Genomic DNA, 18,208 nt, shown 5'->3' on the forward strand with positions numbered 1-18,208 from the left:
GCAGCCGAAGCTGGCTCCATGCACAATCGGGTGGGGTCTCCAGCGAAGCCACACGGCACCCGTGGTGATCGCCCCTCCGGTCTTGCGGCTGCCGATCGGAGTTTCACGCTGCGGCTCCAATCGTTTCGCTCAGACCGTCATTCTGGGTGCCGCTGCCCATAGCGCCGATTACTGTACCGGAAAGACCACCGGCATCGCAGACACGCGCGAGCCGCTCGGGTGACACTTCAAGGTAGCCCGTGACGGCCAGCGTCTTGCCGATTGCCCGCGGCGAGCCAAGCCGCCGCAGCGGCCAGTTCGCGCGGCACAGGATTCGCTCCATCCGCGCGTCCGTCACGGTGACGATGTCCGAAAGCTCGCGCATCAGACCGAATTCGATCATGCCGGCGAACAGCTCGAAGGTTGCTCGCGCGATGCTGCGCGCGGTCTTCTCGGCCCGCGAACTGATATCGACGCCGAACCGACTGCTTTCCCAGACTGCGTGGCACGCTGGCGCAGATTCGCCGTCCAGGATCACTGGGAAGGTATCCCGGAGCATGGTTGGGCCGATCGTCGGCAGGAGCCGCACGCATCCCTGAATGCGGCCGTCGTCATTTTTCTGCAGAAGATACGCCGGCTGGCAGGCATCGAATTCGTCGATTTCCATGTCGCCGCTGACCTGCACGTCCCAGCCGAGACGCTCCTTGAAAATGCGGTGGCGGAGCCGATGCATTTCGGCGAGTTCGCCGAGAAACGCTCCATAACGATCGGCGGTAATGAGTTGGATCATGTTCGCCTCCTGGCAGGGTTGGTCCTGCACGATTGGAGGCGATCGCGGTACAGCCCACATCCTGTGCAGTTGCACAGGGGGAAAAAGGGACTTATTCGCTGATGGATTTAGACGCGGCCAGCTTTGCCACAGCTTGGCAAATTGTCCTGACGCCAAACTTCATCTTCGCATTGTCGAGATGAAACGCCGCCGTGCGGCGGGAGATATTTAGTAGGCGCCCGATTTCCCATGCGGATTTACCCTGTGCAGCCCATTCGAGGCATTCAAATTCGCGCGGCGACAACGCGACGCCATCAATGACACGATTGATCGACAGCCTTCGGCGTGCGTGAGCATGAAAATACATCGCCATGAGCTGCAGCACAGACCGATTTTGCTCGATGCAGCGCTGGAACGTCGGGCGGCGCTCATCAGCCGCGAATGTGACCGCTGCGACCGGACCACGGGAGTCGTGAATGGGCACTGTGAAGCCACAGCGGATCCCGAACTGCGCCGCTTCGTCGAGCAGCGCGCATTGCGACTTCGACAAACGCTTCGCCGCAAATTCTTGTCCCCACTCGAACGGCTCTGTGCCAGCCAGCGCCACGGCAATGACCGGGTCAACCCGCTCATAGTGTTCCCGCAGATAATGATCGGTCCACTCGACCGGGTAGTTCGAGATGAGTTCGGGCACACCGCCCCTTCTCGGCGACATGGAAAGATACGCAAAACAGCTCAAATCGAGCGCCGCACCCGCATCGGCGAGTACGGTACGGAGGCTGTTGGCATCACCGTTGGCCGCCAGACCGTCGACAAACGACTGGAAAACACGATGCATGCGGTACCTCCGCGTCACCCGCAGTTTGTTGAAGTCTGCTCGGCCGATCCTGACCCCACAGCAAGCTTGGTCTGGCCGACGAAGCCAGATCTCGGGTGCGGACAGCCGCAAACTGCGATCCAGCCCATCCAAAGCGTCCTGTTGTTGCGTCTCCTTCAATGGCACGCGCGAAGCACGCGACGCTGGGCGCGCGCGGACACCGCAGGAGGCGTTCGGCACACGCTCCGTTTTGGCGCCTAGGCGTTGATCCATGAGAAGATTCGCCGCAACAGGCGGAAAGGTTACGGAGCGTCAGGGTGAACACCCGTGCGGGACCGTGGCTCGAGACTTCCGCCTTTCCGTGCAGGAAGGAACTGGATTGACGCCGCAGGCTTCGTTTTGGGCCGCCACCATGAAACCTCTCAGGCCCGGCCGGCGAACCTCAGAGAGGGATACGCCGCAACAGGCCAAATGAGTGAGCATGGATCGAGCCCTCTCCAACACGCGAAGCCGGCAACCAACCGCTCTAGCCCGGGTCCTGGATTCGGGCGAGGGACAGTCGCCGAGAGCCTCGGAGCCTCCATACCGGGCTGCCACCGCAACGAAATTCAGCCATCCAGACGTCACGGCGACGGGCGAACGCCGAGCGAGCGTCTCCCTCAAGGCTCTCAAGACGCTGTGGTTCAACACAGGAACGCTTTGCAACCTGGCCTGCGAGAACTGCTATATCGAATCGAGTCCGAGGAACGACCGTCTCGCCTACCTGTCGCGTTCCGAAGTAAGCCGCTTCTTAACCGAGGCGACTAGGCTCGACCCGCCACCGACCGAGATCGGCTTCACCGGCGGCGAGCCGTTCATGAATCCGGATATCGTGGGCATGCTGGAGGACAGCCTCGCCGCCGGTTTCTCCGTCTTGACGCTGACCAACGCGATGAAGCCTATGCAACGGCTAAAGTTGGCGCTGCTCGGCCTCAATCGGAGATTTCCGGGCAAGCTGACCCTGCGTGTTTCGCTGGACCATTACGAACCACAGGGACATGAGCGGCTGCGCGGACCGAAGAGCTGGCGGCGTACGATCGACGGGTTACTCTGGCTCGCGCAGAGCGGGTTCGCCGTCTCGGTTGCCGGCCGAACCATCTGGGGAGAAACAGACTCCCAGATGCGTGCGGGCTACGCGGCGTTGTTCGACAGGCTGGGCGTGAGCATCGACGCGCACGATCAGGCGCTCCTCGTGTTGTTTCCCGAGATGAAGGCCGACGAAGACGTTCCGGAAATCACCGAGCGCTGTTGGGGCATCCTTGGCAAAAGCCCGGATTCCGTGATGTGCGCCACCTCGCGGATGGTCGTGAAGCGAAAAGGCGCGCGTAGGCCGGCGGTCCTCTCCTGTACGCTGCTCCCCTACGACGGCGCCTTCGAGCTAGGGGCGACCTTGGCCGAGGCCTCGTGTCCCGTGAAGCTCAATCATCGCTATTGCGCGCGCTTCTGTGTGCTTGGCGGCGCGTCGTGCAGCGGATGAGGGCGGTTTGCGAATGTTCGCTTCGCGGGGACAATGCTCGCCGCGCCCGTGGTCGCCGAACGGCGTGTGTATAGCGCGTCGCTGATGAGGAACCCGATGCTTCTCACCCTCTGTCGAACGCGGCGATCTAACAGCGGAGTTGGTGCTCACTCGATAACTATAAGCGAGAAAGTCTAAAGGACATGACGCAACATCAACGCTCTCTCGAATCGATTCAGCGGTATTACGGAGAAGTCCTTCAATCGTCGGACGATCTTCAAACCTCGGCATGTTGCATCGGCGCGACGCCGCCGCGCCATGTCGCCGACGCGTTGGGCCACGTTCACGACGAGGTCAAAGCCCGGTTCTATGGTTGCGGCTCGCCAATTCCGCCGACGATGAAGGACGTGCATGTCCTCGATCTCGGATGCGGCGCCGGGCGTGATTGCTACGTCCTCTCCCAGCTTGTCGGAGCGAATGGCAGCGTCATCGGCGTCGACATGACCAAGGAGCAGCTCGCCGTCGCCCGCAAGCATCGCGACTATCACGCCAAGAAATTCGGTTTCGCCAATGTCGAGTTTCGGGAGGGATTTATCGAAGATCTGCGGACCGCACGGATTTCGGATGAAAGCGCGGACGTCGTCATCTCGAATTGCGTCCTCAATCTTTCGCCAGACAAGACGAGCGCCTTCGGGGAAATCTTTCGAGCCCTTAAAAAGGGCGGCGAGCTCTACTTCTCGGATGTCTTTGCGGACCGGCGCATTCCTCCCGATGTCGCAATCGATCCGGTCTTGCGCGGAGAATGCCTGGGCGGCGCACTCTATTGGGAGGATTTCCGGCGCCTGATAGCGGCGGTGGGTTGCCGCGATGTCCGGACCGTCGAGCGGCGGCGCGTCGCCATCAACAATCCCGACCTTGAGCACAAGACCGGTCTCATCGAGTTTTACTCCGTAACAATCCGCGCGTTCAAACTCGACCTCGAAGACCGGTGCGAAGATTACGGTCAGGCGGCGGTCTACAACGGCACAATCCCAGAAGCCCCGAACGCTTTCGATCTCGACGACCATCATCGCTTCGTTGCGCATAAGGCCGTTCCGGTTTGCGGCAACACGGCGGACATGCTGTCGCTGAGCCGCTACGCCCCTCATTTCGAAATCATCGGCGACAAATCTATCCACTTTGGATTGTTCGACTGCGGTTCACCCCCGACCCCAACAGTCGGGAACGCGGCCGCTCCGATCAAATGCTGCTGAGAGGATCGGCATCGTGCTCTCAGCAGCTCTGCTTTCGGTCGTCATCCTGACGCTCGCTTGGGCGAATGGCTCAAACGACGTGTCGAAAGGGGTTGCGGCGTTGGCCGGCAGCGGCATCGCCACCCCGCGCGCGGCCTGGATTCTCGGCGTCTTTGCGACTCTCGCGGGCGGACTGGGCGCGATCCCGTGGGGCGGCACGCTCGGTGCCTTGTTCGGCGGCGGATTTTTGAAGGGCGCAGACGTGTTGTCCGTCGGCGCGGCGCTTGCGGCGCTGGCCGCCGCCGCTGGCTTCGTCGCCCTGTCGACGTGGCGGCGCTGGCCTGTTTCCACGACGCATGCCTTGATTGGCGGGATCGTCGGCGCCGCCATCGCGCAGTTCGGCATCCGCGAAGTGGCCGTTCGAGCCGTGACCGCGAAGTTTCTGGTGCCCCTGCTTGCGAGCCCCGCTCTCGCCATCGGCCTCTGCTGGACGCTTATCTTACTGAATCGCTATGTCGAAGCTCGGATGCCGCAGTGGACCCCTGGCTGTTGCGCGCCCGAGGACCACAAGAAAGACCCGTTCATCTGTGCGCCTCCCGAACAGCGCCCTTCAGCCATGACACGCCGGGTATGGCTGGCGCTGCATTGGCTGAGCGGCGGAGCAGTGAGTTTCGCGCGCGGCCTCAACGATGTGCCCAAAATGTCCGCCCTGATGATTCCCGCCCTTGCCGCGTGGCCCGCTTCCGCAATCGCGGCCAAGGGACCGGCCTTGGCGATCATGCTGACGTCGCTTGCCATGACCGGCGGCGCCTTGATGGCTGGACGCCGCTTACTGCCCGTTTTGGCCCAAGAAGTCTCGGCGATGACGCCGACGACCGGTCTACTTGCCAATCTGGGCACTGCCCTTCTGGTGCTCGGAGCGACGCCTTTAGGGTTGCCGGTCTCCACTACGCATGTGGCGGCCGGATCAATCATCGGGGTACGCGTAGCCGATCATGCGCCGCCGCGCGCTCGGGACGCGCTACGAACGATCCTGCTGGCCTGGTTCGTGACCCTGCCGGCGACAGCCGCCCTTTCGGCCGTCCTCGTGATGGTGGGGGCCTGATGCGCCACACCAGCGAACGGACTTCCGCGAGCCGCAACGGGCGGATGCGACGAAACTGGGCTCGGATAGCTTTGCTTCCAGGCCTTATCGCGCTCGGATTTTTCCTCGTCATCGGATTACATCTCGACCGATACCTCACCTTCGATGCGCTTGCGGCCAATCGATCGTGGCTCTTGTCGCAAGTGGCGGAGACGCCCACGCTCGCCGCCTTGGCGTTCGCAGCTGTCTACGTAGCCGCGACGACCCTTTCCCTTCCCGGCTCGTCGATCCTTACGATGAGCGCGGGTTTTCTTTTTGGATTGTACCTGGGCACGGCCATGGCCGTCGTCTGCGCGACGGTTGGCGCGACGCTACTTTACTTGATCGCCCGCACCAGTTTCGGCGAGTTTTTGCGTGGCCGCGCCCTCGGCGCCCTTCAACGACTCAAGGACGGCTTCCGGGAAGACACCTTCAATTATCTTGTCTTCCTGCGGCTTGTTCCGCTCTTTCCCTTTTGGCTTATCAACCTCGCTGCCGCCTTTCTCGACGTGCCGCCGCGGACCTTCGTTGCCGGCACGTTCCTTGGGATCATTCCAGGCGCTGCGGTGTACGCCGGCGTCGGAAACGGTCTCGGCCGGATCTTGGATCAGGGCCGAAAGCCCGATCTCGGCGTTCTGTTTTCGCCGAGCATTCTCGTGCCCCTTTTGGCGCTCGCGGGTCTTTCGCTGATCCCAATCGGATACCGACGGCTACGGCGTGGCAGGTCGAGGTAGCACATGCCGAAAGCACTGCGATGCGATGTTTGCGTCATCGGCGCCGGGTCGGCGGGCCTCTCTGTGGCGGCCGGCGCCGCGATGCTCGGCGCCCGCACCATCCTCTTCGAACGCGGCGAGATGGGCGGCGATTGCCTCAACTACGGATGCGTGCCCTCCAAGTCACTGCTCGCGGCGGCCCACGCTGCCCGAAATATCCGACAAGCTGCCCGGTTTGGCATTCATGGCTCCGACGTGCGGATCGATTTCTCGGCAGTCGTCGCCCATGTGCGCCAGGTGATCGCGGCCATCGCGCCACACGATTCGGTTGAGCGGTTCGAAAGCTTAGGGGTACGGGTGATCAAAGCCCCCGCGCGCTTTGCGGGACCCGGCGAGATCGAAGGCGGCGGTGTGCGCGTCCGGACGAAGCGGATCGTGATCGCCACGGGGTCCACGGCCGCGGTGCCGAATATTCCGGGCATCGACACAGTTCCTTACCTCACCAACGAATCGGTCTTTTCCCTCAACGCCCGTCCCGATCATCTCCTGATCATCGGCGGCGGCCCGATCGGCGTCGAGATGGCGCAAGCCTTCCGCCGCCTCGGCAGCTCGGTCACGATCTTCCAGCGACGACGGTTGCTGCCGAAGGACGAGCCCGAATTTGTTGAGCTATTGCGCGCGGAGCTCGCGGCCGAGGGAATCGCCATCCACGAAGAAGTCGAGATCGCAAGCGTCGCCTCGACCAGTAATGGAATCGCCATCGGATTGGGCGGTCAGCCGGAGCCGATTATCGGCTCACACCTGCTGGTGGCCGCCGGCCGGCGACCGCGGCTGGCCGGGCTCGACCTTCAAACGGGCGGAGTCCTTCACACCGAAAAAGGCGTTGTCGTGGATGCCCAGCTACGGACATCGAACAAGCGCGTCTATGCGTTGGGCGACGTGATCGGCGGCCCTCTGTTCACGCACGCCGCGAGCTATCAGGCTGGGATCGTCATCCGTAATGCCCTCTTCCGCCTGCCCGCCAAGGCCGATTATCGGGCGCTTCCGTGGGTTACTTACACGGATCCTGAGCTCGCGCACGTCGGACTCGCTGAGGCTCAGGCGCGCGAGTTGCTCGGTGATCGTGTCCGCGTGACGCGAGCCGACTTCACGGACAACGACCGCGCCCAGGCCGAGCGGGAGATCTCTGGCGGGATCAAGATCATAACCAACCAGAAAGGGACGATCCTGGGCGCGACGATTTTGGGGAGCCAAGCGGGCGAACTCATCCAGCTTTGGGCTCTCGCGATTTCGCGGAAATTGAAACTGAGCGCTCTTACTGCGCTGATCCTGCCTTACCCCACCCGCGGTGAAATCTCGAAGAGCGCGGCAAGCGCATTTTATGCGCCGAAACTCTTCCGCCCATGGCCGAAGCGGCTGGTTCGTCTCCTCCTGTGGTTGAGTTAAGCGCCATGACCGGCGACGACGCGTGCTCGCATTCTCTCGAAGTGTCGGTGATCATTCCGACGATCAACGCAGCAGGCCATCTGCGCGGAACCATCTCTGCCTGCCGCGGAGTCCGAGAGATTGTCGTCGTCGACGGCGGCTCGCGCGACGACACGACCGAAGTCGCACGATCGATGGGCGCGCGAGTTGTCGTAACCGGCGCCAGCCGCGGCATTCAATTGCACGAAGGCGCGATGCGAAGCGAGGGCGAATGGCTCCTGTTCTTGCATGCGGATACGGTTCTGACCGGGAGCTGGAAAGAAGAGGCGAAGAGGTTCATCGCGGACCCCTCCAATCTGATGCGCGCCGCTACCTTCCGCTTCGGGCTCGATGATCCGAGTGCCGAGGCACGGCGTCTCGAGCGCCGCGTCGCGTGGCGCACGCGGTATCTACGCCTACCCTATGGCGATCAGGGCTTGTTGATACAACGCGATTTCTACCTCTCTCTTGGCGGGTTCCGCGCCTGGCCGCTCATGGAGGACGTCGATCTCGTGCGCCATATCGGACGGCGTCGGCTGACGATCCTCGAGTCTGCTGCCAAAACCTCGGCCGAACGCTGGTGCCGCGACGGCTGGCGACGCCGAAGTCTGCGGAATCTAGCGTGCCTGACGCTCTATCTCCTAGGCGTGCCGCCTCACCTGATCGCAAGGCTCTATGGTTGAACATGCGCTGCGCACGGCACCTTGTCATCTTCACGCGGCAGCCGCGCTTGGGCCGGGGCAAGCGCCGGCTGGCGCGGGACATCGGCGCGGTCGAAGCCCTCCGGTTCCAGCGCGTCACGCTGGCGGGGCTGCTGCGCCGCCTGGGCCGCGATCCCCGCTGGACGACCTGGCTCGGTATCACCCCCGACCGCTCCGGTCCCTGGCCACGCGGCGTTGCAACCCTCCCGCAGGGGAGCGGCGATCTCGGACGGCGCATGGCAAGGGTCGCGCGCGGATTGCCGCCCGGGCCGGTAGTGATCATCGGCAGCGACATCCCGGATATCGCCGCGTCCGACATCGCTGCGGCGTTCCGCGCCCTGGGGCCAAAGAGTGCAGTCTTTGGGCCGGCCACGGACGGCGGCTACTGGCTTGTCGGGCTCCGTCGCCTGCCGCGGTTCATCGATCCGTTCGCGAAGGTGCGGTGGTCGAGCGAGCACGCGCTCGCCGATACGCTGGCGAATCTTACCGACAACGAGGTTGCGATGCTGAGGACACTCTGCGACGTCGACGACGGCGAGGCTTGGCGCCTCAACGGGCGGCGGGAGGTCTCCGATGCCTACCGTAGCGTCTAAACCGATTGGGCGATATCCCTGGTTCATTCGCCTGTTCTTTTGGAAACAGCGGCGGACCTACGGGCGCGTGCTCGACCCGGGCCTCCTCTGGGGCCGCTCCCCATGGGTCTTTGCGGGCGTCGCGCTTCTTTACGGCGCCCTCGATCGCCGATCCTCGCCCATCGCGCCGGCTCTGCGTTCGCTCGTCACTGTTCGCGTATCGCAGATCAACCATTGTGCCTTCTGCGTCGACATCAATGCGGCGACGCTTGCGAAGCGAGGCGTCTCGATGGAGAAGATCGACGCGCTGGCTCAATGGCAAGGCAGCGCACTGTTCGACGGCGAGGAGCGGCTGGCGCTCGAATATGCGGAAGCGATGACGCTCAATCGGGTAGACGACGATCTGCGCACGAGGATGAAGGCGCATTCGGGCGACGACGCGCTGGTCGAGCTCACAGGGCTGATCGCCTTTCAGAACCTGTCGTCGAAGTTCAACGCTGCATTGGATGTGCCCGCCCAGGGATTCTGCCGCATCCCGCAACGGCCTTCGGAACCTCGCGCCGTCATCCACGACAGCTAAGGGTTGCCCGGCGGTCAGGTCGTCTCAACGCCGACACCCTTCCAGAACGCCACTCGGCCTGCGATCTTGCGCGCCGCCGGTTTCGGGTCCGGATAATACCAGGCCGCATCGGGATTGCTCTTACCGTCAACCTCCAGCGTGTAATAGCTCGCGACGCCTTTCCAGGGGCACACGGTATGCGTCTCGCTGGGCCGGAAGAATTCTGCGCGCAGCGACTCGGCCGGAAAATAGTGGTTACCCTCGACGATCTCCGTGCGATCCGATTCGGCGATCACTCTTCCGTTCCAAATAGCTTTGATCATGATGGTCTCTTCCAAGTCGCGTGGACGACAAGCTCGATCATTGCTTCAGCACGCGACCGGCGATGGCGTCGAGCTTCGCGAGCATATCGGGGGAACGTGCCGCGGGAGCGGTGATGACGGCATGATCGAGCGCGCGATCGCAGCCCGCCGGACACGGGATGGACCGTGCGTCCCGCAGTCGAGGCGCCAGCATGCGTATTAGCAGCTTCGCTCTTTCCGCATTCTCTTCGAGGATTCGCACGACGTCGGAGACTTGAACGTGGGCATGATCCGGATGCCAGCAGTCGAAGTCGGTGACCATCGCGACGGTCAGGAAGCAGATCTCCGCTTCGCGGGCGAGCTTCGCTTCCGGCATGTTCGTCATCCCGATCACGTCGCAGCCCCAGCTCCGATACATCCGCGATTCCGCAAGACTGGAGAATTGCGGGCCCTCCATCGCGAGATACGTGCCGCCGAGGGTCACGGGAATTTCGGCCATACAGGCGCATTCGTACGCGGCTTGCGCAAACCTGTCGCAAGTTGAGTGCGCCATCGACACATGGGCGACCAGCCCTTCTCCGAAGAAGGTCGTCTCTCGCCCAACTGTGCGATCGACAAACTGGTCGACGACCACGAACCGGCCTGGGGACAGATCCTCGCGTAGAGACCCGCAGGCCGAGACTGAGAGGAGATCGGTGACACCAATGCGTTTCAGAGCGTCGATGTTGGCGCGGTAGTTGATCGAGCTCGGCGTATGCCGATGGCCCCGACCGTGCCGCGGGACAAAGACGACTTCCAGGCCATCCAGCTCTCCAAACAGGAACTCGTCCGACGTTTCTCCGAACGGCGATGAAACCCGCCGCCACGCGGCGTTCTTGAGACCGGCCATGTCGTAGACGCCGCTGCCGCCCAGAACGCCCAAGATCGTCATATTCTCCTCGTTTGCCGCATCGAGAAATGCCGTCAGTTCGCGTTGATGAAGTAGTTGAGAAACGCCTGCGCTTTCGGCGAGTCCCATTCGGCGGCCCCCGTGATGTAGCCCACGACCTCGCCGTGCTTGTCGATGATATAGGTGATCGGCAAGCCCCAGAGAGGCAGCGCGTCGGCGGACACGTGGCCGGTATTGAGGGACCCCAAGCGTTGGTCAGGATCGAGCCCGACGGTGAGATGCGTGAGGCCGTGCGCGCGCAGGAACGACACGACCGCCGCAGCGCCTCCCTGATCGATTGCGACGGCGACGATGCCGACGCGAGACGGATCGACGGTCGCCGCGAGTCGGTCGAGCGAAGGCATTTCGTAAGCGCAGGGCAGGCACCAGCTTGCCCAAAAATTGAGAAGAACTACTCGGCCGCGAAACCGAGTCAGATTAACAGGCGAGCCGTCGATTCCTTCGATTGTCGTAGAAGGTGCCGGGTCAACAGGGCGCAACAAGATGAACTGGCTGCTCCTGCTTCGAAAGACGGGCGGTTGCAGGGTGCCGCCCCTGGCAACGGGAACTGCCCCGAGAACCAGTAAAGCTACGAGGACAGCCGCGAGACGTTGGCCCGAAGCAAAAGACGGGTTCGCGCCTTGTAGCCGCAGCAGATGAACCGCTACCCGAATCATGTGCCGGAAACGTTCATGTGCGACCGTCACGCGACGTGGAGGTCGGGGCGAGGCGCCACCCACGAGAACATGGTCTTGCCGAAAATGCTGCCGAGGCCGACGAACATGCCGGCGGTGCCGAGATTCCACATCAGAATCATCGCAGTTGCGTCGGCACCATGAAACAGCGAAAGGGCGACCGCCGTGATCGCCGCAACGGCGAGGCTGCCCGCGAACACGACGGAAGTCGGCCGCAGCGCCGCCGCATAGCGGAGCATGAGGAGCAATGCGAGCGACAGCGGGAGGCTAGTCAGCACGAGTGTTGCAAAGCATCGAGCGGTTTCGCCCAGTGTCACCGCACCGGGTTGCACGCTGACCCAGTTGGTCAGGCACTGGTATCCGATGCTGGAGAGCCAGAGCGCCAGCGCTGGCGCCGGAAGGACGATCCAAAGGCGGGAGCGGTCCGGGAGGCTCAGCATGAAGGCGGCGATGGTAGCCAACACGCCCGTCAGCACTGCGCCGCCAAGGCTCACCAGGAAGCCCGATTGACGCGAAACCATCGCGATATCAGGCCGCAGGCCCTGGGCAATGGCCAGCAGCGCGACAATGGCGGCAGCCAGCGCCAGCCAGGTCGCCGCGCGCGCCATCGGCGGGCGCAGGCGGCGGACAGGCGTGAGGTTAGCGGCAAGCAGGTCGATCAGGTCAGGTGTTGTGGTCACTGGTCTCCGCTCCCTCGAGAGAGCATCTTTCGAAGGCTGTTGAGCGCCCGGTGAGTTGCTACTTTCAGTGCCGTAACTGACATGCCGGTTGCCTCTGCGGCCTCCTTCAAGGACATCTCTTTCAGCTTCAGCAGTCGGATGGCTTCACGTTGGCTGGCGGGCAGGTGCTCGACGGCCTCGTGCAACTCGCGCCGATCCGACATCTCATCAACAATGTTCGTTTGCTCGGTCGGCAAGGTTTCGTGTTCGGCAGTCAACGGCTGCTCGCGGGACTGCAATCGTCCGCGTCGCCGGAGCCGGTCGATGATGCGGCGATGAGCGATGGTGACGAGCCATGGCCCGAACGGCCGAGTCGGATCGTAGGTGTTTCGGATCGCGTGGATCGTCAGGAGGATGTCCTGGACCGTATCTTCGACATCGGCCGGATCTCGGTGGCGTCGCGCGGCAAGGCTGCGCAGGTAGGGCGAGATCTCTGCAAGGAGGCGGCGGTAGGCACCGGCGTCACCGGCCTGCGCATGCGCCATCAGGATCGACCAGTTGAGCTCGCGCCCACCCGAGGCGTCATCACCTGAATCGCGTGGCGCGTCGCCGCTCCCTGACGAACCTTTGACAAGGGTCAAGGGTGGCACGCGTTTGCGCGGGCCAGAGGTCATCTTCAAAACGTCCTTCACGCGATACGGGCTATTTGGCCGCTTGCTCGACCCTCTGAGGGATACACGAGATTACTCGCCGTTCCGACCTGAATATTTTTCGCGGTCTCCGTAACCTTCGAGGAGAAAAGGTCGAATCTTTAATCGTAGTTGCTGCGAGGGGGACGGCGGGGTGAGATTGGCTTGGCTGCACTCGAGGAGGGCCTGGCTTGCGGTCTCCGCCATGATCGTCATCACCCTCGGCATCGGCGGGGTCTTGGCCGAGACCCTTCACCCGCGTGCCCACCAGGTCGTGTTCCAGATCAACGCCGACGATGTCGCGCCGATGAAGCACGTGGTCTCGAACTCCGTGAATCTGGTCCGAAATTTCCGGGACACGCGCGAACCCGTTGAAATCGAGATCGTCGCCTACGGCGCCGGCATCGCCATGTTCCGGGAAGACAAGTCGCCGGTCGGGGACGTGCTGGAATACATCCACACGAACTTCCCTGAGATCGCGTTCACGGTGTGCGGAAGCAGCAAGACCATCATCGAGCAGCGAGAGGGGCATCCGATGCCTCTCATCGAGGGAACCCGGATCGTTCCATTCGGCATCGTCCGCATTGTCGAATTGGAGGAGGCGGGCTGGTCTTATATCCGGCCGTAGCGACTGTCCGCGGGAATATTCTGCCCCCCGTAACCCAGGAACGCCTCCCAGCGAACCTCAGATTGTCAGCCTCGATCCGAGGCCGTCAACAACGGAGGAGTAGGCATGTCCAATCGAACTCTATCGCTGCTGGTCGCGGGCGCTTTGGCCACGGCCGTCGGCTCATTCGCTGCGGTGCCGGCCAACGCGCAAATGAGCAAGGCCGACCAAGAAAAGATGATGAAGGAAAATCAGGCCAAGACGATGGCGCAGATGAAGACCGGCAAATTCGACCAGTGTTACGGCGTGGCGCTGAAAGGTAAGAACGACTGCTACGCCGGAGCGGGCACCACCTGCGCCGGTACGAGCACCGCCAACTACCAGGGCAACGCCTTCAAGCTGGTGGCGAAGGGAACCTGCACCACGATCAATACGCCGAATGGCCCCGGAAGCCTGACGCCGAAGTCGACCTGAGCGAAAGCAGCAGTCGGTTGCCCGGCGACGACCGAAGGTAGGCGGGGCACCTGCCTATCTTCGGTCCGCCAACCAGCAACGAACGGCGGAGGGAAGCAGCTATGGCATCGCATGTAGCACGGGAGCACGGGGTCCCGCCACGCGCCGGCGTGGGACTCAAGGCGGACCATTACCGCACGATCCTTGAGACGCGCCCGGACATCGGCTTCTTCGAGGTTCACGCCGAGAACTACATGGGAGCGGGAGGACCCCCGCACCGCTATCTCGGCGCAATCCGCGACCGGTATCCGCTCTCGCTGCACGGCGTGGGCCTTTCGATTGGGGCGGATCGTCCGCTCGATCGTGCGCACTTGCAACGCCTGAAACACCTGATCGAACGCTACGAGCCCGGATTGTTTTCGGAGCACCTCGCCTGGTCGACACATGGGTCCGCGTTTCTCGACGACCTGCTGCCGGTGCCCTACACGACCGAGTCTCTCGCGCGCGTCTGCGCGCATATCGACGAAACGCAGGATGCGCTTGGCCGCCGGATGCTGTTGGAGAATCCCGCAACCTATCTCGCCTTCGCCGAGAGCACCTATTCCGAAATCGACTTCATCACCGAGATCGTCCGGCGGACGGGCTGCCGCCTACTCCTCGACGTCAACAATGTCTATGTCGCCTCGACCAACCAGCAATGGGATCCAGTGCCCTACATCGACAACTTTCCGCTCGCGCATGTCCAAGAGATCCACCTCGCCGGTCATGCGCACGAACAGGACGAGAAAGGGCGACCGCTTCTGATCGACAGCCACGATCAGCGCGTCGCGGACATCGTCTGGGGCCTGTTCGAACACGCTATCGAGCTGATCGGACCGGTACCGACGCTCATCGAATGGGACGCCAACATACCCGCGTGGCCCGGACTAAAAGCCGAAGCCGATCGCGCCGAAGCGGTCATGCTCGCGGCATGCCAAAAGGAATACCACCGTGCCCTCGCTGGCTGAGCGCCAGGCCGACTTTGCCGCGGCGCTGCTCGATCCGGCGCGTCGGATGCCGCTGGGGCTTGTCGGCCCCGACGGTGAGAACAGCGCGCGGCGCTTCGCCGTCTACCGCAACAATGTCAGCGTCGCCCTGATCGATGCGTTAGCGGCCAATTTTCCGGCGACGCGCCGGATCGTCGGCGAGGAGTTCTTCCGCGCCATGGCCCGCACCCATGCGCTCCTCGAGCCACCGGACTCGCCCATCCTTCTTGATTACGGTGCGGGCTTCCCGGATTTCATCGCCCGGTTCGCGGCGGCGGGTTCCTTGCCCTACCTCGCCGACGTCGCCCGGATAGAGCGGGCTTGGACCGAAGCGTATCACGCGCCGGAAGGCAGCCCGCTCGATCCGGCGATGTTGTCCTGCATCCCGGGCGACGAAGCTGCCGAGCTTTGCTTCATGCTTCATCCGTCCGTTCGGATCGTTCGCTCGCAATTTCCGGCGCTGACGATCTGGCGCATGAACGTCGCCGATGGCGTGCCTGCCCCGGTCAATCTCGATTCCGGGGGCGAAGATGCGCTTGTGACGCGGCCGGATGCGGAAGTCGAGGTCCGTTCCGTCCCCGCGGGAGGCGCGGAGTTCATCAAGGCTTTGGCTCAAGGTCATCGCCTCGTCGAGGCTGCGAAGGCGGGTTTACACAAGTCGGCGCAGTTCGACCTTGCAGCAAACCTGACGGCGCTTCTCGGCGCCGGCGTCTTCGTCGGTAGTCGTCCAGCGACGAGCACCAATCACCGTGTGGGGTCGCACACACGATGAATGGCACGAGGCTCTCCCTTCCAGGACTCATGGCCGCGCTCGAAGCGGTCATTGCTTGGCTTGCTTGCGTCGCGCAGGTCGTTGCGCCTCCGCTGCTCCGGATCGCGCTCGCGGTGCCATTCTTCAAATCCGGCCTGACCAAATGGGACGGCTTCCTGTCGCTGGCGCCAACCGCGCAGTTTCTGTTCGAAGACCAATTCAAGCTCCACATCTTCGGGCAGGCTTACAGCTTCCCCATGCCGGACACGCTCGCGTTGCTCGACAGCGTGGCCGAGATCGCCCTTCCCGTGCTCCTGGTGATCGGACTCGCAACACGGTTCAGCGCGCTTGGTCTACTGGTGATGACCGTCGTCATCCAGCTTGTTGTGCCCGAGGGATGGGCGAATTTTCACCTTCCGTGGGCGTCGCTCGCCGTCGCTATCATCGCGTTGGGGCCGGGAAAGCTGTCGCTTGACCATCTGATTGCGCTGAGCTGGTCCTGGCGACGTCCGGGACGTCAGACGGCGCAGGCGAAAACGGACTGAGGAAACCACAAACGGAGTTGGCCATGTTGCTCAAGCCACGCACTGAGATTCCCGCTCTCGATTTGCCGATTGTAGGTGGCGGCCGCTTCAACCTCTCTGCCAGAGCGCCGCAGTCCTTCTCGATGCTCGTGTTTTACCGCGGACTGCACTGCCCGATCTGCAAAGGCTATTTGCGTGACCTCGACCGTAAGCTCGAAGACTTTGCAAAGCGCGGCGTCGACGCCGTCGCCATCAGCACCGACACTCAAGAACGCGCTGAGCGCTCGCGGAGCGAATGGGGCATCGAGCACCTCACGATCGCTTACGCTTTGAGCATCGAGCAGGCCCGGCAGTGGGATCTCTACATTTCGAGCTCGATCAAACCGGAGGAGCCCGCCCTATTCGCCGAACCGGGCCTCTTTCTGGTGCAGCCCGATCGCACGCTCTATTGCGCCTCTATCCAGACAATGCCTTTCGCGCGGCCGTCGTTTGCGGAGATCCTGCAGGCCGTCGCCTTCATCATCGAAAAGAATTACCCGGCCCGTGGAGAGGCGTGATCGCATGTTCCCAAAAGCGGAGCATGAACTTCCAAGGAGGTCATCATGACCGTAGCTCGCCTGGAGGGAATTCGCGCATGCGTTTTCGATGCGTACGGCACTTTGTTCGATTTCACCTCCGCGGCGGCGAGCTGCAGCGACCTGCTTGGCGACAAGCTCGATCGGCTGAACACGCTGTGGCGCGACAAACAGCTTCAATATACATGGCTCAGGAGTATTCAGGGGCGGCATGCGGATTTCTGGCAGGTCACTGGCGACGCGCTCGATTTCGCGTTGGATGCGCTCGCTATCAACAATCCTGATCTACGCCCGCGGCTGATGGATATCTACCGGACGCTCGATGCCTTTCCGGAGGTGCCGGCAACGCTCGAACGTCTGCAGCGGGCGGGCCTCAAAATCGCGATCCTTTCGAACGGCTCGCCCGCCATGCTCGAGGCGGCGGTCCAGCACGCACGTATCAGCCATCTTATCGACGCCGTTCTGTCGGTCGAAGAGGTCGGCATCTATAAGCCCCACCCAAAGGTCTATCAGCTTGCGGTCGATCGGCTTGCGCTCGAGCCCACCGCGATCGCGTTCCAGTCATCGAACGCTTGGGATGCTTATGCGGCTTCCGCTTTCGGGATGCGTGTTGTCTGGTGCAATCGCAATGCTCAGCGTCCGGAGCACCTTCCAGGCAAGCCCGACCGTGTCGTTACAACCCTCGCGGAGCTGCCTGGGATTCTTGGTGCCTAGGTCAAAATCGCTGGAGAGCACCATGCCAATTCTGCCCTCGTTGCGCCCCGGTTCGAGTCTTCTCGATGTATTCAAGGCTTTCCCCGACACCAGCAAACCGCTGATCGAATTCCACGAGCTTCTGCTGCGCGGTTCATCGCCGTTCACTGAAGCGGAGCGCGAACTGATCGCGGCTTATGTATCCGGCCTCAATCATTGCCGCTACTGTCACGCCGTGCATACGGCAACTGCTGAGAGGTTGGGCATCCCTCAAGGAGCGGTCCGACAGCTGGTCGAGGGCTGCGAGACCAACGTCATACCTGAGAAAATGCGGCCGGTCTTACGGTACGCGCAAAAGCTGACCGATCGACCCGACAGCGTGACCAAGGACGATGCCGACGCCATTCTCGCGGCGGGCTGGAACGAGACGGCGCTTTATCACACGGTCGCGGTAACAGCACTGTTTAACTTCATGAATCGGCTGGTGGAAGGGCTCGGGATTGAACTCGATCAGGGTTACGTAGAGCCCGCATCGGAGCGCCTCGCCGATCGAGGCTATCTCCCGTTGATCGCCATGCTCCGGTAGTCGCCAATGGATCCGACTCTCTATACTAGGTCCATGACCGGCCAGCGCCCGACGCCACGCCTCTTTGCGATTTGCCAATGCTGCGTCTCGGATGGTGTGCCGCGGCGATCATTTATTGTCGCGCTGATCGTCGGAACGATCCTCAATCTGATCAACCAGGGAGATGCTCTATTCGGTGATGGCCGGGTCAACTGGGCCAAGATAATTTTGACCTTCGCCGTACCGTACTGCGTTGCCACCTATGGCGCAGTCTCCTACCGCCTGACTGCTCCGCGGAGTGCGAGATGACGCCCACGG

General features: G+C 62.6%; 24 protein-coding genes. 17 read left to right on the forward strand and 7 right to left on the reverse strand.

Annotation, left to right across the window (positions count from 1 at the left end; all coding sequences use genetic code 11):
* Positions 1 to 103 precede the first annotated feature (103 nt).
* Positions 104 to 769, reverse strand: a complete 666-nt coding sequence (locus AFIDRAFT_RS05160; RefSeq protein WP_009338150.1) for an acyl-homoserine-lactone synthase — start codon at positions 767 to 769, stop codon at positions 104 to 106.
* A gap of 91 nt (positions 770 to 860) precedes the next feature.
* On the reverse strand, positions 861 to 1,586 hold the full coding sequence (locus tag AFIDRAFT_RS05165; RefSeq protein ID WP_009338151.1) for a helix-turn-helix transcriptional regulator: 726 nt from the start codon (positions 1,584 to 1,586) through the stop codon (positions 861 to 863).
* 460 nt (positions 1,587 to 2,046) lie between these two features.
* On the opposite strand from AFIDRAFT_RS05165, the gene AFIDRAFT_RS05170 reads away from it, so the two are divergent.
* The 8 genes from AFIDRAFT_RS05170 to AFIDRAFT_RS05205 all read left to right on the forward strand — a co-directional run bounded on the left by AFIDRAFT_RS05170 (position 2,047) and on the right by AFIDRAFT_RS05205 (position 9,445).
* The gene (locus tag AFIDRAFT_RS05170) at positions 2,047 to 3,081 is read left to right on the forward strand and encodes a radical SAM protein (protein ID WP_009338152.1); all 1,035 of its coding nucleotides are present in this window, start codon (positions 2,047 to 2,049) and stop codon (positions 3,079 to 3,081) included.
* 377 nt (positions 3,082 to 3,458) lie between these two features.
* Positions 3,459 to 4,313, forward strand: a complete 855-nt coding sequence (locus tag AFIDRAFT_RS05175) for a methyltransferase domain-containing protein (RefSeq protein ID WP_245258145.1) — start codon at positions 3,459 to 3,461, stop codon at positions 4,311 to 4,313.
* A gap of 13 nt (positions 4,314 to 4,326) precedes the next feature.
* Complete coding sequence (locus AFIDRAFT_RS05180; RefSeq protein WP_009338154.1) at positions 4,327 to 5,397, forward strand: inorganic phosphate transporter; 1,071 nt, start codon at positions 4,327 to 4,329, stop codon at positions 5,395 to 5,397.
* A 182-nt stretch (positions 5,398 to 5,579) separates the two neighbouring features.
* Positions 5,580 to 6,149, forward strand: a complete 570-nt coding sequence (locus AFIDRAFT_RS05185) for a TVP38/TMEM64 family protein (RefSeq protein ID WP_245258116.1) — start codon at positions 5,580 to 5,582, stop codon at positions 6,147 to 6,149.
* A gap of 3 nt (positions 6,150 to 6,152) precedes the next feature.
* Positions 6,153 to 7,574, forward strand: a complete 1,422-nt coding sequence (locus tag AFIDRAFT_RS05190; protein WP_009338158.1) for a dihydrolipoyl dehydrogenase family protein — start codon at positions 6,153 to 6,155, stop codon at positions 7,572 to 7,574.
* Positions 7,575 to 7,579: 5 nt separating this feature from the next.
* Positions 7,580 to 8,275 carry a TIGR04283 family arsenosugar biosynthesis glycosyltransferase gene (locus tag AFIDRAFT_RS05195; protein ID WP_009338160.1) on the forward strand — a complete coding sequence of 232 codons (696 nt, stop codon included), beginning with the start codon at positions 7,580 to 7,582 and terminating at the stop codon, positions 8,273 to 8,275.
* 2 nt (positions 8,276 to 8,277) lie between these two features.
* Positions 8,278 to 8,886 (forward strand): TIGR04282 family arsenosugar biosynthesis glycosyltransferase, encoded by a 609-nt coding sequence (locus AFIDRAFT_RS05200; protein ID WP_009338161.1) that lies wholly within the window; start codon positions 8,278 to 8,280, stop codon positions 8,884 to 8,886.
* A gap of 67 nt (positions 8,887 to 8,953) precedes the next feature.
* Positions 8,954 to 9,445, forward strand: coding sequence for a carboxymuconolactone decarboxylase family protein (locus tag AFIDRAFT_RS05205; protein ID WP_245258117.1), 492 nt, complete (start codon positions 8,954 to 8,956; stop codon positions 9,443 to 9,445).
* A gap of 14 nt (positions 9,446 to 9,459) precedes the next feature.
* On the opposite strand, the gene AFIDRAFT_RS05210 is transcribed toward AFIDRAFT_RS05205, so the two are convergent.
* Genes AFIDRAFT_RS05210 through AFIDRAFT_RS19325 form a run of 5 tightly spaced genes read right to left on the reverse strand, consistent with a single transcriptional unit; the run spans position 9,460 to position 12,682 of the window.
* Positions 9,460 to 9,747: a DUF427 domain-containing protein gene (locus tag AFIDRAFT_RS05210; RefSeq protein ID WP_009338165.1), complete on the reverse strand. Its 288-nt coding sequence runs from the start codon at positions 9,745 to 9,747 to the stop codon at positions 9,460 to 9,462.
* Between the two features lie 37 nt (positions 9,748 to 9,784).
* The gene (locus tag AFIDRAFT_RS05215) at positions 9,785 to 10,657 is read right to left on the reverse strand and encodes an S-methyl-5'-thioadenosine phosphorylase (RefSeq protein WP_009338166.1); all 873 of its coding nucleotides are present in this window, start codon (positions 10,655 to 10,657) and stop codon (positions 9,785 to 9,787) included.
* Positions 10,658 to 10,689: 32 nt separating this feature from the next.
* Positions 10,690 to 11,331 (reverse strand): TlpA disulfide reductase family protein, encoded by a 642-nt coding sequence (locus tag AFIDRAFT_RS05220; protein WP_083801622.1) that lies wholly within the window; start codon positions 11,329 to 11,331, stop codon positions 10,690 to 10,692.
* Between the two features lie 26 nt (positions 11,332 to 11,357).
* Positions 11,358 to 12,029, reverse strand: coding sequence for an NrsF family protein (locus AFIDRAFT_RS05225; protein ID WP_009338170.1), 672 nt, complete (start codon positions 12,027 to 12,029; stop codon positions 11,358 to 11,360).
* A complete protein-coding gene (locus AFIDRAFT_RS19325; protein WP_009338172.1) occupies positions 12,026 to 12,682 on the reverse strand; it encodes a sigma-70 family RNA polymerase sigma factor in 657 nt (218 codons plus the stop codon). The genes AFIDRAFT_RS05225 and AFIDRAFT_RS19325 overlap by 4 nt, the downstream gene beginning before the upstream one ends.
* Before the next feature lie 220 nt (positions 12,683 to 12,902).
* Between AFIDRAFT_RS19325 and AFIDRAFT_RS05235 the strand changes: the two genes are divergently transcribed.
* The 9 genes from AFIDRAFT_RS05235 (at position 12,903) to nrtS (ending at position 18,199) form a co-directional block, all read left to right on the forward strand.
* Positions 12,903 to 13,325, forward strand: a complete 423-nt coding sequence (locus AFIDRAFT_RS05235; RefSeq protein ID WP_009338174.1) for a DsrE family protein — start codon at positions 12,903 to 12,905, stop codon at positions 13,323 to 13,325.
* A gap of 105 nt (positions 13,326 to 13,430) precedes the next feature.
* Positions 13,431 to 13,778 carry a BufA1 family periplasmic bufferin-type metallophore gene (locus AFIDRAFT_RS05240; RefSeq protein WP_009338176.1) on the forward strand — a complete coding sequence of 116 codons (348 nt, stop codon included), beginning with the start codon at positions 13,431 to 13,433 and terminating at the stop codon, positions 13,776 to 13,778.
* Positions 13,779 to 13,879: 101 nt separating this feature from the next.
* A complete protein-coding gene (bufB, locus tag AFIDRAFT_RS05245; RefSeq protein ID WP_009338178.1) occupies positions 13,880 to 14,764 on the forward strand; it encodes an MNIO family bufferin maturase in 885 nt (294 codons plus the stop codon).
* Entirely contained in the window at positions 14,748 to 15,554 is an 807-nt protein-coding gene (locus tag AFIDRAFT_RS05250; RefSeq protein WP_009338180.1) for an HvfC/BufC N-terminal domain-containing protein, read from the forward strand. Before bufB ends, AFIDRAFT_RS05250 begins: the two co-directional genes overlap by 17 nt.
* 29 nt (positions 15,555 to 15,583) lie before the next feature.
* The gene (locus AFIDRAFT_RS05255) at positions 15,584 to 16,078 is read left to right on the forward strand and encodes a DoxX family protein (RefSeq protein ID WP_050789572.1); all 495 of its coding nucleotides are present in this window, start codon (positions 15,584 to 15,586) and stop codon (positions 16,076 to 16,078) included.
* A gap of 23 nt (positions 16,079 to 16,101) precedes the next feature.
* Positions 16,102 to 16,614, forward strand: a complete 513-nt coding sequence (locus AFIDRAFT_RS05260; RefSeq protein ID WP_009338184.1) for a peroxiredoxin-like family protein — start codon at positions 16,102 to 16,104, stop codon at positions 16,612 to 16,614.
* Between the two features lie 45 nt (positions 16,615 to 16,659).
* The gene (locus tag AFIDRAFT_RS05265; protein ID WP_009338186.1) at positions 16,660 to 17,346 is read left to right on the forward strand and encodes a haloacid dehalogenase type II; all 687 of its coding nucleotides are present in this window, start codon (positions 16,660 to 16,662) and stop codon (positions 17,344 to 17,346) included.
* Positions 17,347 to 17,368: 22 nt separating this feature from the next.
* Positions 17,369 to 17,911 (forward strand): carboxymuconolactone decarboxylase family protein, encoded by a 543-nt coding sequence (locus tag AFIDRAFT_RS05270; protein ID WP_009338188.1) that lies wholly within the window; start codon positions 17,369 to 17,371, stop codon positions 17,909 to 17,911.
* A gap of 33 nt (positions 17,912 to 17,944) precedes the next feature.
* The gene (nrtS, locus tag AFIDRAFT_RS19985) at positions 17,945 to 18,199 is read left to right on the forward strand and encodes a nitrate/nitrite transporter NrtS (protein WP_040297814.1); all 255 of its coding nucleotides are present in this window, start codon (positions 17,945 to 17,947) and stop codon (positions 18,197 to 18,199) included.
* Positions 18,200 to 18,208 lie beyond the last annotated feature (9 nt).

The organism is Afipia sp. 1NLS2, assembly GCF_000178995.1.
Taxonomy (GTDB): Bacteria; Pseudomonadota; Alphaproteobacteria; order Rhizobiales; family Xanthobacteraceae; genus Afipia.